General features: G+C 72.6%; 9 protein-coding genes and 1 pseudogene. 4 read left to right on the top strand and 6 right to left on the bottom strand.

Annotated features, from left to right (window positions below):
* Positions 1-40: 40 nt before the first annotated feature.
* From IE242_RS22200 to IE242_RS22185, 4 genes are all read right to left on the bottom strand, one after another.
* On the bottom strand, positions 41-643 hold the full coding sequence (locus tag IE242_RS22200) for a hypothetical protein (protein ID WP_229859271.1): 603 nt from the start codon (positions 641-643) through the stop codon (positions 41-43).
* Between the two features lies 1 nt (position 644).
* A complete protein-coding gene (locus IE242_RS22195; RefSeq protein WP_189861949.1) occupies positions 645-5,531 on the bottom strand; it encodes a DNA repair ATPase in 4,887 nt (1,628 codons plus the stop codon).
* 79 nt (positions 5,532-5,610) lie between these two features.
* Entirely contained in the window at positions 5,611-7,653 is a 2,043-nt protein-coding gene (locus tag IE242_RS22190) for a flotillin family protein (RefSeq protein WP_189861947.1), read from the bottom strand.
* 92 nt (positions 7,654-7,745) lie between these two features.
* Positions 7,746-8,222 (bottom strand): hypothetical protein, encoded by a 477-nt coding sequence (locus IE242_RS22185; protein WP_189861945.1) that lies wholly within the window; start codon positions 8,220-8,222, stop codon positions 7,746-7,748.
* A gap of 261 nt (positions 8,223-8,483) precedes the next feature.
* Between IE242_RS22185 and IE242_RS22180 the strand changes: the two genes are divergently transcribed.
* Positions 8,484-9,542 carry a PucR family transcriptional regulator gene (locus IE242_RS22180; RefSeq protein WP_189861943.1) on the top strand — a complete coding sequence of 353 codons (1,059 nt, stop codon included), beginning with the start codon at positions 8,484-8,486 and terminating at the stop codon, positions 9,540-9,542.
* A gap of 101 nt (positions 9,543-9,643) precedes the next feature.
* Positions 9,644-9,952, top strand: a pseudogene (locus IE242_RS22175) (putative PEP-binding protein); the annotation flags it as partial.
* A gap of 632 nt (positions 9,953-10,584) precedes the next feature.
* Here IE242_RS22175 and IE242_RS22170 read toward each other — a convergent pair.
* Positions 10,585-11,481 (bottom strand): universal stress protein, encoded by an 897-nt coding sequence (locus tag IE242_RS22170; RefSeq protein ID WP_189861942.1) that lies wholly within the window; start codon positions 11,479-11,481, stop codon positions 10,585-10,587.
* Positions 11,482-11,570: 89 nt separating this feature from the next.
* Positions 11,571-12,458 carry a universal stress protein gene (locus IE242_RS22165; protein WP_189861940.1) on the bottom strand — a complete coding sequence of 296 codons (888 nt, stop codon included), beginning with the start codon at positions 12,456-12,458 and terminating at the stop codon, positions 11,571-11,573.
* A 371-nt stretch (positions 12,459-12,829) separates the two neighbouring features.
* On the opposite strand from IE242_RS22165, the gene IE242_RS22160 reads away from it, so the two are divergent.
* Both IE242_RS22160 and IE242_RS22155 read left to right on the top strand, forming a co-directional pair.
* Positions 12,830-13,336, top strand: a complete 507-nt coding sequence (locus IE242_RS22160) for a hydrogenase maturation protease (protein ID WP_030584493.1) — start codon at positions 12,830-12,832, stop codon at positions 13,334-13,336.
* Positions 13,333-14,610: a Kae1-like domain-containing protein gene (locus IE242_RS22155; protein ID WP_189861938.1), complete on the top strand. Its 1,278-nt coding sequence runs from the start codon at positions 13,333-13,335 to the stop codon at positions 14,608-14,610. The genes IE242_RS22160 and IE242_RS22155 overlap by 4 nt, the downstream gene beginning before the upstream one ends.
* Positions 14,611-14,612: the final 2 nt, after the last annotated feature.

Below are 14,612 nucleotides of genomic sequence, written 5' to 3'. Positions count from 1 at the left end.
GCACGGGCCCGCTCGTCATGCCCGCGTGTCGGCCGCCCGGTCAGCCGACGTCACCGGCCCAGAACAGCAGGCAGGGGTACAAGGCGGTGCCCACTACCTCCGCCAGGAACACCAGCACGGTGTGGGCGGCGAGACAGCCGGGCCGCCCGGACCCGAGGTAGGCGCGGGCCGCCCTGCTGACTCGGGGCAGCGGGCGCGATTCGTCCGCCACCTGCCGTTTGATCGCCCTCCGCACCATGCGCCGCCCGGCGGCGGAGGTGACACCGAGCTGCACCCCGTGCACGTCACGCACGAGGAGGGCACGCCGCATGTCGCCGTACGACTGCGTCGTCCACAGCCGGACGCTGGTGATGCTGTTCAGGTCGACGGAGCGAACGCCGGTCAGGGTCCGCGCGGTGATCCTGCTCAGCGAGTGGCGTGCGCGGCGACGCTCCAGGCACAGCTCACCGGACAGCACCAGGGCGGGGTAGCCGACCACCAGCCCCAGTGCCGTGCACACCGGACTCCAGCCGGTGATGCCGCCGACGGCGAAAGGGAGAACGGCCAGCCCCACCGCCGTCCCAATGCCCGCGCGTGCCCGTCGCCGGACCTTGGCCGCGCCGGGCTGCTTCCGGGGCAGCGGTGCCGAACGGGTGCAGCGCATCTCAACGGCTCTCGGATCCTGGGGCCGGGCGCGCCGCGAGGCGGGCCCGGGGAACCGCCGTCGTCCGGTGCCGAGGGTCGGCGGCCCGGTCGATCGCCGTCTCGACCGCCGCGATCCGGTCCGCGAGCAGGCCGAGTGCGGCGACCGCGCGGGTCAGGGGGTCGTTCTCGGGGCCGCCGAGGGTATGCATGCGGACGTGCGCCGCCTTCACCTCGGCCCAGCGTCGGGCCTGTTCGTCCGTCAGCGTGCCGCGCAGCTCGGCCAGCTTGAGCAGGTTGGCCTCGGCGTCGGTGGTGAGGGTCTGGGCCTCGGCCGAGTAGTGGTCGTCGACCAGCGCGGACAGTTCGGCGTCGTTCATGACCGGCTGGACGCGCTGGGCGATCTTGTTGAAGTTGCGGTACGAGCCCTGGAGCCGGAAGGGCGGTTCGGTGCGGGTCGTGTCCGACCGGGCCGCCGAGGCGATGTACGCCGCGTTCACCGCCAGGACCGTCTCCCGGGCGGTGAGCAGGTGGCGCAGGACGGACAGGATCCTCTCCAGCTCGACGAGGGCGTACGGGTGCGCCAGGCGGTCGGCGCGGGCCGTCGGGTCCTTCCGCGCGAGGCGGAGCAGCAGATCCAGGTCGGTGCGGTCGCGGCCGGCGAGCGGGGCGAGGACCGGGTTGGCCGTCAGGGCGTTCTCGATGAAGCTGACGGCGAAGGCCTCCTCCTTGCCGGTCAGGACGTCACCGAGGTTCCACACGTCGGCGCGGTTGGCGAGCATGTCCGGCACCTGGAAGCGGCTGCCGGACTCGGTGTAGGGGTTGCCGGCCATGCAGACGGCGAACCGCTTGCCACGCAGGTCGTACGTGCGCGGCTCGCCGTCCCGCACGCCCTCGATACGGCGCGTGGCGTCGCACAGCGGGATGAACTTCTGCAGCAGCTCGGGCGAGGTGTGCTGGATGTCGTCGAGGTAGAGGAGGGTGTTACTGCCCGCCTCCAGCGCGAAGTTGATCTTCTCGACCTCGTGGCGGGCGGTGGCGTTGGGGGCCTCCGCCGGGTCGAGCGAGGTGACGGCGTGCCCGAGCGCCGGGCCGTCCACCTTGACGAGGATGAGGCCGAGGCGGTGGGCGACGTACTCCATGAGCGTCGTCTTGCCGTACCCCGGCGGCGAGATGAGCAGCAGCAGTCCGCCGGTGGCGGTGGGCCGGGACTCCCCCGTGGTGCCGAGCTGCTTGGCGAGGCTGTCGCCGACCAGGGGGAGGTAGACCTCGTCGATGAGCCCGTTCCGTACGAAGGAGGACATCACCCGCGGCCGGTGGTCGTCCAGACGGAGGCGGGCGCGCTCGGCGGCCACCAATTCCGTACGGCGGCGCTGGTAGGCGCGGTGGGCGGGGACCTCGTGGACGCGGAAGTGCCGGGTGCGCGCGAGAAGTTCGTCGACGCGGACGGTGAGCTTGCGGCCGGTGATGCGCGGGTGGGAGCCGAGCAGCCCTTCCACCGTCTCGGACAGTTCCGCGTCCGACTCGTAGCGGACCAGCTCCGGGCAGAGGACGGCCGCCACCGCCTCGGCCAGGTCGTCGGGTGCGACGTCCGCGCCGGTCGAGGTGGCGTACGAGGTCAGCCACGCCTCGACGAGCTGCTTGCGGGCGGACAGGTCGTCGAGCGCGGCGAGGTCGTCGTCGTAGGCGGACGTGCCCACCGTGCGGCGGAACTTGTCGAGCAGCGTGCGGGTGGCCGCGCCGAGGACGAAGCCGTCGGGCGGGGTGGTCAGCTCCTCGAAGAGGTACGCGGCTGCGGTGTCCGCGTGGTCGCCGCCGATGGCCTCCGCGAGTTCCGTCCGCAGGTCGGCGATCGCGGGCGCGAGACCGAACGTGTCCCGCGCCCGTGCCAGCGACCGCGCACGTCGGGTCCAGCTCTCGCGCTTCTCTTCCGTCGTCCCGTGCGCCCAGAAAAGCTGGGCCGCGGCACGGGCTCCCGGCTCGTGCCGCAGCAGCCCCGCGCCCTCGTGCAGGCGCACCAGCGCCCGCAGGACGAGCACGGCGTCGTGGTCGTGGACCCCGCGTTCGTAGCCCTCGTCGTACGCCGCCTGTGCCGCCTCCCCGACGAGCGCGGGCAGGTCGGCCCCGGCGAGGGCGGCCGGACCGTGCTCCTCCAGCATCCGGGCGGCGAGGTGTTCGGCGCGGTAGACCTCCGGTGACTCCGAGGGCAGCGGGCGGTCCCAGTACGGGCGGGTGGCCGCGAAGCCGGGGTCCGTGACCGGAGAGCGGTAGTCGGTGCCGGTCAGGGCGAAGGCGAGGGTGTCGCCGCGCGGGACCAGGGTCAGGTCGAGGGGCTGGGTGTTGACGGCGAAGCGGTGGGTGCCCAGGCGCAGGGTGCGGCCGTCGTCGGCGTACAGGTCGGTGCGGTCGCGCAGGCCGCGCAGCGCCTCCTGGCGGGCCGACCTGAGCCGGCCGTCCAGCTCCTCGGCCCTGACCCGGTCGCCGAGTTCGCGCAGTTCGTCGGCGATGCGGCGGACCTTGGCCGGCATCGGGTCGGAGGTGAAGTAGGTGGTGACGGCGTCCGTGTCGGCGAGCGCGCCGGCGCGGCGGGTGACCGTCCGCAGCACCCGGTCCGCCGACTCGGCCAGGCGCTCCGTGCGGCGGGCGCGGGCGTCGGCGAGGGTCTGCTTGCGGGCGGAGAACGCCTCGTGGATCGTGTCGCGCCGGTCCGCGAGCTCCCCGAGGAAGTCGTCGAACTCGGCGAACCGTGACTCCAGGTTCTCCAGTTGTACGAGCATGCGGGCGAGTTGCTCGTCGCAGGCGTCCGGGCTGTCGGCGGCCGCGAGTGCCCCGGTGACGGCCTGCCCGAGCAGCGTGAGCTCGGCGGCGAACTCCGCGCGCCCCTCGCGGTCGAGGAGCTCGCGACGGCGGCCGTCCAGGGTGGCGCGGGCCCGGTTGACGCCGCCGAGGACCTCGGCGATCCGCTCCAGGACGGACGTACGGACCGTGGCGTCGCCGATGTCGAGCCCGGTGACGGCGTTGGTCACCGTGCGCAGTCCGTCGGCGAGTTCGTCGAGGCGGGCGGTGAGCGGCGCGGCCTCGGCGACCGTCGCGATCGCCCCGGCGTCGGCGACGAGCCGTTCGACGTCGGCCCGGTGGTCGGCGAAGGCGTCCTCGCGGGCCAGGTGGGCGACGGCCCGCTGCCCGAAGGAGGCGAGGTCGGTCTCGGTGGCGGCGGCCAGCTCGTCGATGCGGGCGGTGTCGGCGTACCGCAGGTCCTTGAGGGTGAGCAGATGGCCCTGGGCGTGCCGGAGTTCGGTGAGGCCGTCCACCCAGGCGGCGGCACCGCGCGGGGCCTCGCCGCGCAGCCGCCGGGTGACCGCCGCGACGCGCTCGGCGGCTTCGGTGAGGGCGTCGGCGGCCCGGCGGGTGAGGTCCTGGACCGTTTCGAACTCGGACAGCACCTGTTCGGCCGTGTCCCGTAGCTGTGTGAGCGGCTGGGCCAGGTCGCCGAGCTCCGGCTCGCCCAGCCAGTGGTGGGAGTCGGCGGTCCGGACGCAGGCGGCCGCCAGCTCCCGGTAGACCTCGCTCGTCGGGGTCGTCTCCGTGGCCGCGCGCGCGAGCGACAGGCAGTCGGAGATGCCGCGCACCAGGTCGGCGTTGCCCACGCGGGCCAGCGGCCCGGAGCCGACGGGTTGGGCGGCGGCATGCGTGTCGGAGACGTACGGGGAGTTCCACTGCTGGACCGGGTGCACGCGCCGGGGTTCGTCGCCTTCGGCGTGCAGGACCATGAGGGTGCCGTCGTCGAGGAGGGCCCAGCCCCGGCAGGACAGCGGGGTGGCCACCTCCTTGCGGATGACGTTGTACGGCAGCAGCAGGCTGCGGCCCTCCGCGCGCGCGTGGAAGGCGTACAGGACGTCCTCGCCGTTCGGGGAGCGGACCGTGCGCTCGTACTCCAGGTCCGCGGTGTCGACCCCGTCGAACGTCTTGTGCTCGCCGGTCGCGAGGCAGTAGCCGCCGGGGAAGACGATGCCCTGGTCCCCGGGCAGGCGGCGGCAAGCCCGGCCGATGCCGTCGAGGCGGACGACAGCCTTGGTGAGGGTGTTGAAGACCAGGTGGCGGTGGTCGTCCTCCTTGTAGGGGCGGACGCGCAGCAGAACGAGGGCACCCACGCGCGCGTACGCGATGTCCGCGTCGGCGAGGGACTGGAGCGGCTCGTCGACCGGCTCGGCGTGAATGCCCTCACCGGTCTCGGTGTCGTCCTCGGTCTTGACCGTCAGGGTTCCGCCGACCGTGCTGACGAAGACCTCGCCCCCGACGGAGACGTGCGGGTGACGGCCGAGCACGTGGTGCTCGCGGGTGGTCCGCGTCCACGCGAAGTCGTGGGACGGCGGGGGGACGAGGTCGCGGTCGCCCCGCGCGTCCAGGAAGACCACCTCACCGTCGTCGGCGACCGCCCAGCGCAGGACACGGATGTCGCCGGCCTTCTCGCCGGTCCGGAAGACGGCCAGCAGCTTGCCGTCGGTCCTGCGGAGCTCCAGCAGGCGGGCCTGGCGGTAGTAGCGGTGGAGGGCCGCGAACTCTCGGACGAAGGCCGGGTCGTCGAGCAGGCCGGGGACGGCGTCGTCGGGCAGCCGGTTCAGGTCGCGGTCGTGCAGCGCGAAGACGTCACCGACACTCGTCGCGGACTCGGGGCCGGGGTGGGCACTGTGCCCGAAGAGCAGCACGTCGCCGACGGCGACGAGATCGCGGGGCACGCAGGCGTGCTCGGTGTGCAGCCGCTCCGTGCCGGCGAGTTCGAGCCGGGCGGAGCCGAACTCCTCGGTGCGGCGGGCATTGAGCGCCTCCGCGCGGCGGGCGAGTTCGGCGGCCTGCGCGGTCAGGCGGTCGCGCAGCACCTCGTACGTGCCGGTGTCCAGGCCGGTGGTCATGGGTTCCCTTCCAGGAAGTGGGGCTGGACGCGGTCCGGACCCGCCGTCCCCTGTGCGGCAGGTCCGGACCGCGAGCCGGTCAGGACGTGGCGCTGCCGTTGAGCGAGGCCAGTGATGCGTCGGCCAGGCCCAGCTCGCCCGCTCTGTCGAGCAGTTGCTTCAGCTGCCCGGTGCTGGCGCCGCCGTTGTGCATCAGTTTCATCAGCAGCGCGGAGACGGTCAGGTTCTGCACGTCGGCCGTGGAGACCGAGCCGAGGATGCGGCCGAGGTCGTCGGTGAAGCTGGCGGTGCCGTCCAGCCAGGGCCCCGCGAGCGCCTGGGCCGTCTCGGAGTGCTGCACGAACCCGTCGACGCCCTTGCCGAGGGAGATCGAGGAAACCAGCCGGTCGAGGAAGACCGACTCGCCGCCGACGATGCTGATGTCGGCGCTCTCCAGGCCGGTGGCGAGCACCGTCGCCTGGGCCTCGGCGACCTGCCGCTGCACGTCGAGCCCGGCGAGTCGGATGTCCTTCTCGGCCGCCAGCCGCAGCCGGTACTCCTCGTGACCGCGGGACGCGTCGTCGAGCGCGGCCATCGCTGCGGCCTTCTCGGTGAGACCGGCGGCCTCCGCCTTGAGCTTCTCGCCGATGGCGTCCGCCTCGGCGCGTGCCTTGGCCTTTGCGCCCTCGGCCTCCGCCAGCATGCGCGCCCGGTTCGCCTCGGCCTCCGCGCGGCCGGCCTTCTCGATGACCTCGGCCTCCTTGTCGCGGACCTGGACCGCCGCGAGTCCCTCGGCGGCGCTCTCGGCCTGGATGCCCTCGGCGAGCCGCACCTTGGCCTGCGCGTCGAGGTCGGCGCTCTTCAACCGGGCCTCGGCGAGGGTGAGTTCCTCGGCGGCGCGGTGGACGGCGGCCTGCTCGGCGGCCTCGGCGGCCTTGATGTCCTTGACGAGCCTCTCCTGCGCCTCGGCCTCGGCGGCGATGACGACCGCCTGGCGCTCCCGCTCGGCCTCCTCCACGGCGCGCAGCTTCTTGATGGACTCCTCCTGCTCGGCGACCGTACGGTCCACGGCGACCCGTTCGCGGACGACCTCGGCGATCTCCCGCTTCTCCGCCTCCACTTCCTTCTCGGCGGCGATCCGCGTCAGCTGGGTCTCCCGGTCGCGGGCGATGACCTCCAGGAGGCGGTCCTTCTCGATGCGCTCGTTCTCGACGGCGATGACCCGCTCGCGGTTCTTCGCGGCGACGGCGACCTCACGGGCCTGGTTCTCGCGCTGCACGCCGAGCTGCTCCTCGGTCCGCAGGAACGCGGACTGGGCCCGCAGCCGCTCCTCCTCGACGACCCGCGCGGTCTCGGCCTCCTCCCGCGCCCGTACGGTCTCGATCTCCCGCCGCTGCTTGATCTCGGCGTCGGCCTGACGGCGCTCCAGCTCCAGGACGGCCTCGCGGGCGTCGACGTTCTGCCGCGTGATCTCCTTCTCCTCGGTGCGCTGCGCCTCGTTGGTCCGCACGTGCTCGATCGCCGTCAGCTCGGTGATCTTGCGGATGCCCTGGGCGTCGAGGACGTTGGCCGGGTCGAGCTGGGTGACCGGCGTCTGCTCCAGGTAGTCGATCGCCGCGTCCTCGAGGTGGTAGCCGTTGAGGTCGACGCCGATGACTTCGATGATCCGGTACCGCAGCTCCTCGCGCTTGGTGTACAGGTCGGTGAAGTCCAGCTGCTTGCCGACGGTCTTCAGCGCCTCGGAGAACTTCGCGTGGAACAGCTCCTGCAGCGTGTTCCGGTCGCTGGCCCGGGCCGTGCCGACGGCCTGGGCGACCTTGATGACGTCCTCGACGGTCTTGTTGACCTTCACGAAGAACGAGATCCGGATGTCCGCGCGGATGTTGTCCCGGCAGATCAGCCCCTCCTTGCCGGCCCGCGTGATCTCGATGGTCTTCACCGAGATGTCCATCACCTCGGCCTTGTGCAGCACCGGCAGCACGACCTGCCCGGTGAAGGTCACGTCGACCTTGCGCATCTTGGAGACGATCAGCGCCTTGCCCTGCTCCACCTTGCGGAACAACCGGGCGACGAGGAACACGGCAAGTACGGCGAGGAGGCAGGCAGCGACGAGCGCGCCGATGCCGACGATCATGGCATCCATGACATACGTCCTTCAGGCATGAGTGAGTTGAGCAAGAGGAGTCGAGCGACAGCAGGAGAGGCGGGTAGCGATACGCGGCACCGGCACGCGGCTCAGGCGGCGCGGTCCCACGGTTGATGCACGGCGTCGTGGGCATCCTGGCAGCCCACCCCCGGCAGCGCGGCGACGCCCGTGCGAGCCGCGCCTGGCGGCACGGACGGGCCGGGTTCGTCGGGGAAGAGGCGGTGCAGCGGCCGTACGATCAGGCCGGTCGCGCCCCAGGCCACGAACAGCGCCGCCACGGGTACGACCAGACGCAACAGCCCGGTGACGGGTCCCGCGGGGGCGAACACCGCGAGCAGGACCTCTGCCCCGACGCTCAGGGACCAGGCGAACACCGTCAGCAGGGACAGGGCGACCGCCACGGGCACCCCGCCCATGCGCCACGCCCGCAGATCCACATCCGCGTCGAAGTCGGCGACGCCGACCACGCCCACGGCGGCAAGAAGCCAGAAGCAGACGGCCACGACGAGGGCCGCGGTCAGCAGGATGGTGGGCAGCCCCGCGGCGGCCATGAGGAATGTCTGCATCTCCCGGTTCCCCCCTCTCCGGCTGCGGCGCGCAGCGGTCGTGTCCGGCGGGTGCACGGCTCTCCTCCGGGTCCTGGTGCGGACACCTGCCGGTGTCCGGCACCGGAACCATCCGCCGTGCTCCCCGCGAGCCATGCTGCACGACCAGATCCCGCCCCCGCATTGCCGGTTCCCGGCAGTGTTCTTTACTGTCTGCATGCCGGTGGCCGTTAAGAAAGCGTCAGCGGTACGTACAGACATGCAGGAAGGCGGGGGGACGACATGACGGACCGGGAGGGGCCCGAGCAGTATCTCGAGGGCTACGACCGCATCCTGGCCGAGGTCGCGGCCACCGGCCGGCGCCTGACCCGGGACGAGATCTCCTCCCGTCGTGCCCTCGGCGAGCAGGCCGCGGAGGCCGGTCACGCACTGCGTGCCCTGGTGAGCACGCACCTCACCGCCGCCTGCACGGCCTGGCCCGGCACCGCCGGCTCGGCCGCGGCCGCGCTGGCCGCCGTACAGCAGGTCATCGACGCCTTCGCCGAGGGCTTCGAGCGCGCCCAGCGCCTCGCCGTGCGTCAGGAGGAGGCCGCCCGCCGCGAGTTCATCGACGACCTCCTGTACGGCCGCAGCGATCTCGGCCGCCTCGCCGAACGCGCCGAACGCTTCGGCCTGCGACTCTCCCACGCACACGCCGTCGCCGTCGCCGAGGGCCCGACCGCCTACGACGAGGGCGCCCCGGTGCTCCGCCAGGTGGAACGGTCCCTCATAGCCAGATTCGGCGACCGCAGCATCCTGCTCACCACCAAGGACGGCCGTCTGCTGTGCATCGCCCCCGGCCACCAGGACGAGGTACTCACCTACTTCGCCAAGCAGGCGCACGCCGCCACCGACGGCGGCCGGGTCGCCATCGGCCGCCCCCAGCCCGGCCCCGGCGGTGTCGTCCAGTCCTACGAAGAGGCGCTCAACGCCCTCGACCTCGCCGAGCGCCTCGCCTTCGACGACCCCGTGCTGCGCGCCGCCGACCTGCTGGTCTACCCCGTCCTCACCCGCGACCGCCAAGCCATGGCCGACCTCGTCCGCGGCACTCTGGGCCCTCTCACGACGGCCCGCGGCGGTGCCCAACCCCTCCTCGACACCCTCGCCGCCTACTTCGACTCCGGCTGCGTCGCCGCCGAGGCCGCCCGCCGCCTGTCCCTCAGCGTGCGTGCCCTGACGTACCGCCTGGATCGCATCCACCAACTCACCGGCGCCCATCCCTCCGACCCGGCCCACCGCTACATGCTGCAGACGGCGGTCATCGGCGCGCGGCTTTTGGACTGGCCCGCCAAGGATGTCTGATCTTGTCCTGCCGTTCTGAGCGGGCGTATCTCGAAGTTCGATCGAGAAGACTGCGGCCGTACTGGCCGACTCTCTCGGCTGAACGCCCGTCCACATGCACCCTGACGGCGGGCCGGATCGCCGAAGAGGCGCAGTTCTTCTCCTTCGGCACCAATGACCTCACCCAGACCACCTGGGGCTTCTCCCGCGACGACGTCGAGGCGGAGTTCTTCTCCGCCTACCTCGACCGGGGTGTCTTCCCCGTCTCCCCGTTCGAGACGCTCGACATCGACGGCGTGGGCCGCCTGGTCCGGATCGCCGTCGCCGAGGGCCGCGCCGCCCGGCCGGACCTGACGATCGGCGTATGCGGCGAACACGGCGGCGACCCCGGCTCGGTGCACTTCTTCCACACCGCCAGCCTGGACTACATCTTACGATCCGCCACCGGAACGATGAGGAGGTGTGGCATGTGACTTTCAGGGACATCGATGCAGGGGGTGTCACCACGGCCGTACGGGTGCGAGCCGAGGACGACGTGGGCGAGGAATCGCATGCGTACCTATGGGGCTGATCGCAAGGGAGGAGCCCATGAGGCGGAAGGGACCACCCGCTTCTCGCAGGTCCCGATTGCGCGGTGCGTGATCGCCGATCACTTCTCCGCGTCTGTTCCGAGTCCCTTCCGTCCCATTCCATGGAAGCAGCGCAGGCGCGTTCCCGCGAGGTCCGAAGGGGGCTTGCAGCTCGTCCGTCCGGCCCCTTCCGGCTCCAGCCACACGTGGTCAAGTTCCGGGCTGAGAGCCAGATAGCCACGCACGTCCGGGGTCGCGGAGTCTTGAATCGAGAGCCTTGCCGTGGCGGGAAGCCGTTCCCGACGCACGGCCCGCCGACGCCGGTACTCGTCCCCTTCGACTCCGATCTCCCCGCCGGCGGACCGCTCGGCGAATGCCCGGGCGGCGGTCGATCGAGTGACAGGGCGGTGCTGAGACCGCAGAGTCCGAGAGGCACGGACCTCCTTGTGTCGGCGGGCCCTGCGGACGGGCAGTGCCCGGGGATCGCGCCGCCATCAGTCGTGCGGCACCAGCATGACCGGGCAGCGGACGTGATGGATCAGGGCGTGGGCGACCGGACCGGTGTGCGAGCCGACCGCCGCATGCCTCCTGCGACGGCCCACCACCAGCAGGCCCGCCCCGCCCGCCGCGCGGACCAGGACATGAGCCGGGCGGCCCTCGTGCAGGTGCTCCCGGACGAACACGGTGGGGAACTTCTGTCGCCAGGGCTCCAGGAGTGCCTCGAGCTCCTGTTCCGCCTGATGCCGGATCGGGGCCCGCTCCTCGGCACCGGGGATGCCGTGCATGACCGGCACATGCCAGGCGTGCACGGCGCGCAGCGGCGCATGGCGCAGCTGCGCGGCATGGAAGGCGGACTCCAGTACGTCGTCGCACGGTCCGCCGATGTCGACGGCGACCGCGACGTCACGGTAGGGGGTGTCTGTCGACGGCTTCCCCGTGCCGTCCGGCAGGTGCTCGTCCTCCGCGGTCTCGTGGGCCCGTACGAGGACGATCGGGCGCTCGGCATGGGCCACGGTTGCCATGGCCACCGACCCGGCGGCGAATCCGCCGAGCGAGCTGAGCCCCTGGCTGCCGACGACCAGCAGCTCGGCGTTCTCCGCCTCGGCCAGCAGCGCGGGTCCGGGCCGCCTGCGCACCTGTTCGGCGGCGATGTACAGCTGTGGATACCGTTCGCTGATCCGGTCGACCGTGTCGCGAAGTATCCGGCGTGCGTAGTACTGCGGCGCACGCAGCTCGGGCAGGTTCGTTGCGGTGCCGTCCTCGGGCAGGCCCTCCCAGGCATGCACGAGCCGGAGCGGCAGTCCTCGGCGCAGGGCTTCCCTGGCCGCCCAGTGAGCCGCCGCGCGACTCTCGCTCGAGCCGTCCAGGCCGGCCACGACTGGCCTCTGCATGAGGTCACCTCCTGCGGTTCCTCCGTGCTCTCGTCGGTCCGGGGGTCCGGCCGACGGGTGTGTGTCCGTCCGCGCTGGGCCGGTCCCGTTCAGAAGTGGGGTACGACGGCCACGGGGCAGTCGGCATGGTGGATCAGGGCGTGGGTGACGGGGCCCGTACGCTGCGGAACCGGTCGCCCGGCAAGCCGGTGACCGACGACCACGAGTCCGGCTCCGGTCGCCGCCCTCAGCAGGGCGTGGGAGGGTTTGTCCTCCACGACCGTCTCCGAGACCTCGACGTCGGGGTACTTGTCGCGCCACGGCCGCAGCACGGCGGAGAGGAAGTCCAGCCACTCCTCGGCCCGCTCCGGCTCGCTCATGAGGCCGGTCTCGCCGGGCCCCAGGGTGAGCGGGCCAGGCGCCTGCCAGGCGTGCACAACGCGCAACCGTGCCCGGCGCAGAAGGGCGCCTTCGAAAGCGAACTCGAGGACCTCGTCGCACGGGTCGTCGACGTCTACACCGAGCACCACGTCCCGGTAGCCGGTGGCCACCGAGGAATCACCGTCGTCCGCCGGCAGGTGTTCGTCCTCCGCTTCCTCGCCGGCCCGCACGAGGACAACGGGGCACGTGGCCTCCGTCACCACGCCGAGGGCGACCGAGCCCACGAGGAAACCGGTGAATCCGCTCAGTCCGCGTGAGCCCAGTACCAGCAGGCCGGCGTCCTCGGCGGCCTTCAGCAGGGCCGCGGTCGCCGGTCCCTCGGTCTGCTCGTCGTGCACATGAACGGCTGGGCAGGTCGCGCGGACGCGCACCTCCGCCTGTCGCAGGACGCGCCGGGCCGCGTCCGTGACCTCGCCGGCCTCCTGGCGCGGGTGCCGGTTCCCGGCATGCAGCAGCCGCAGCGGGCGCTCGCGGCGGACGGCCTCGCGCGCTGCCCACTCGGCGGCAGCCAGGCTTTCGGCGGAGCCGTCGACACCGGCGACAACAGGCGGGAGCATGGCGTACACCTCCGGAAACCGGGCCTTCTTCCCGGTCTCAGCGTCGCGCCGATGCCGACGCGTGGACAGGGGCCGACAGGCCCTCTCCGCAAGCCGTCCGGGCTCCTGTCCGCCAATCCGAGCTCTCCCCGGAACGGGGTACGGCAACGCGGGAAGCGAGGAGCCGTTGCCGCGAAACTCCGCCCACCGCCGTCCCCGGACGACGGTCGGCCCTGCGGCATGAGGCGGAAGAGACCCGGCCGGTCGTCGTCTTCGAAAGCCGGAACACGGCGGGCGAGGGCGGCACCGTCCGCCCAGGCGGTCCGTACCTCCTTCGGTCGGGGCCTTCCGGCCCCTGGCGCGCCTGGCCGGGGGCGGCCACCGTAGGAGGCATGCGGACGCATGCGCGGATCGCCGTCGTCGGTGTCGGGAACGAGTTCCGGCGGGACGACGGTGTGGGGTGGGCGGTCGTCGCCCGGCTCCGGCAGCGGGCCGAGAGCCGGCCCCTGCCGCCCGGTACCGTGCTGGCCACCTGCGACGGCGACCCCGGGCGTCTGATCGGGCTGTGGGAGGGGGCCGGTCTCGCCGTCGTCGTGGACGCGGCACATGCGCATCCCGGCAGTCCTGGCCGGGTCCATCGCATCGAGCTCGACGCCGAGCGTCTCGACCGGCCGCCGACGACCAGTTCGCACGGGCTCGGACTCGGTGAGGCCGTCGAACTCGCCCGCGTGCTGGGCCGTCTGCCCGGGCATCTTGTCATCTACGCGGTGGAGGGTGCCGACAGTTCTCTGGGCACCGGTCTCTCGCCCGCCGTCGCCGGCGTCGTGAACCCCCTCGCCGATTCGGTCGAGGAGGAGATCGTCCGGCACCGCGTCGCTGCGGCCCGGGGGGAGCGATGAGCGTACGGCGCTTCCAGGTGTACGGGACCGTGCAGGGCGTCGGTTTCCGGCCCTTCGTGTACCGCACCGCGAAGGCGCTCGGCCTGGACGGCTGGGTGGCGAACGTGGACGGACACGTGGAAGGTGAGGTGGCCGGTGACCCGGACGCCATCGACGAGTTCGCCGCCCGCCTCGCCACCGGGGGCCCAGTGCTGGCCCGGGTCCGGCGCGTCCGCCTGACCGAGGGACACTCCCCCATGGGCCAAGGCTTCTGCGTACGAGCCGGGCCGGCCCGCCTCACCAGAACAACACCCCGTGAGATTCCACCCGATGCCGCGATCTGCGCCACGTGTCTGCGAGAGCTGTACGACCCCGCGGACCGGCGCCATCGCTACCCGTTCATCAACTGCACCGACTGCGGGCCGCGCGCCACCATCATCGAGGACCACCATGCGCATGTGGCGGCGGTCGCGGCCGAGCACGCGGTGCGCGGCCCCTTCCTCGGCGTGGCGTACGACGGGCTGGGCCTCGGGGACGACGGCACCCTGTGGGGCGGGGAGATCCTCGTCGCCGATCTGTGCGGCTACCGCCGTGTGGGCAGGTTCGCGACCTCGCCCCTGCCCGGCGGCGACGCGGCGGTACGCCACCCCTCCCGCACGGCGCTCGGCCATCTCCTGGACTCCGAGCCACTGGGCGCACCGCGCCCCCGTCCCCGGCTGTATCAAGGCCTCACCAACCGCCTTGATCCGGCCGGGGTCCGTGCCGTGCGCGCGATGGTGGCCCGCGGGATCAACTGCCCGCGAGCCTCCAGCGCGGGACGGCTGTTCGACACGGTCGCCTCCCTGCTCGGCCTCGCGGACACCGTCTGCTACGAGGGCGAGGCGGCCGTGCTTCTGGAGGCCGCGGCGGGCACCGTGTCCGCGGTGCCCCTGGCCCACCGGATCGTGCGGACGGACGGTCTGTGGGTCTACGACTCGACGCCGACCGTGACCGATCTGCTGGACCGGCGGACGAGCGGCGAGTCCGTGGCGCAGCTGGCGGCCGCCTTCCACCTCGCGCTCGCCCGCGCCACCGCCGATCTCGTCGCACGAGCCGTCGAGGACGGCGCCCCGCGCACCGTCTGCCTGGGCGGCGGCTGCTTCGTCAACGCCCGTCTGCTGACGGAGGTACGGCGACTGCTGCGCGCCCAGGGGCTGCGAGTGCTGGTGGGCGGCGAGGCACCGGTCGGGGACGGCGGCATCAGTTACGGCCAGGCCGCGGTGGCCGCCGCCCGGCTGGCCGAGGAGGAGAGGTGACG

Source organism: Streptomyces poonensis, assembly GCF_014650915.1.
Classification (GTDB): Bacteria; Actinomycetota; Actinomycetes; order Streptomycetales; family Streptomycetaceae; genus Streptomyces; species Streptomyces poonensis.
The sequence above is the reverse complement of the archived record's forward strand: the minus strand, read 5'-3'. Positions and strand labels throughout refer to the sequence as shown.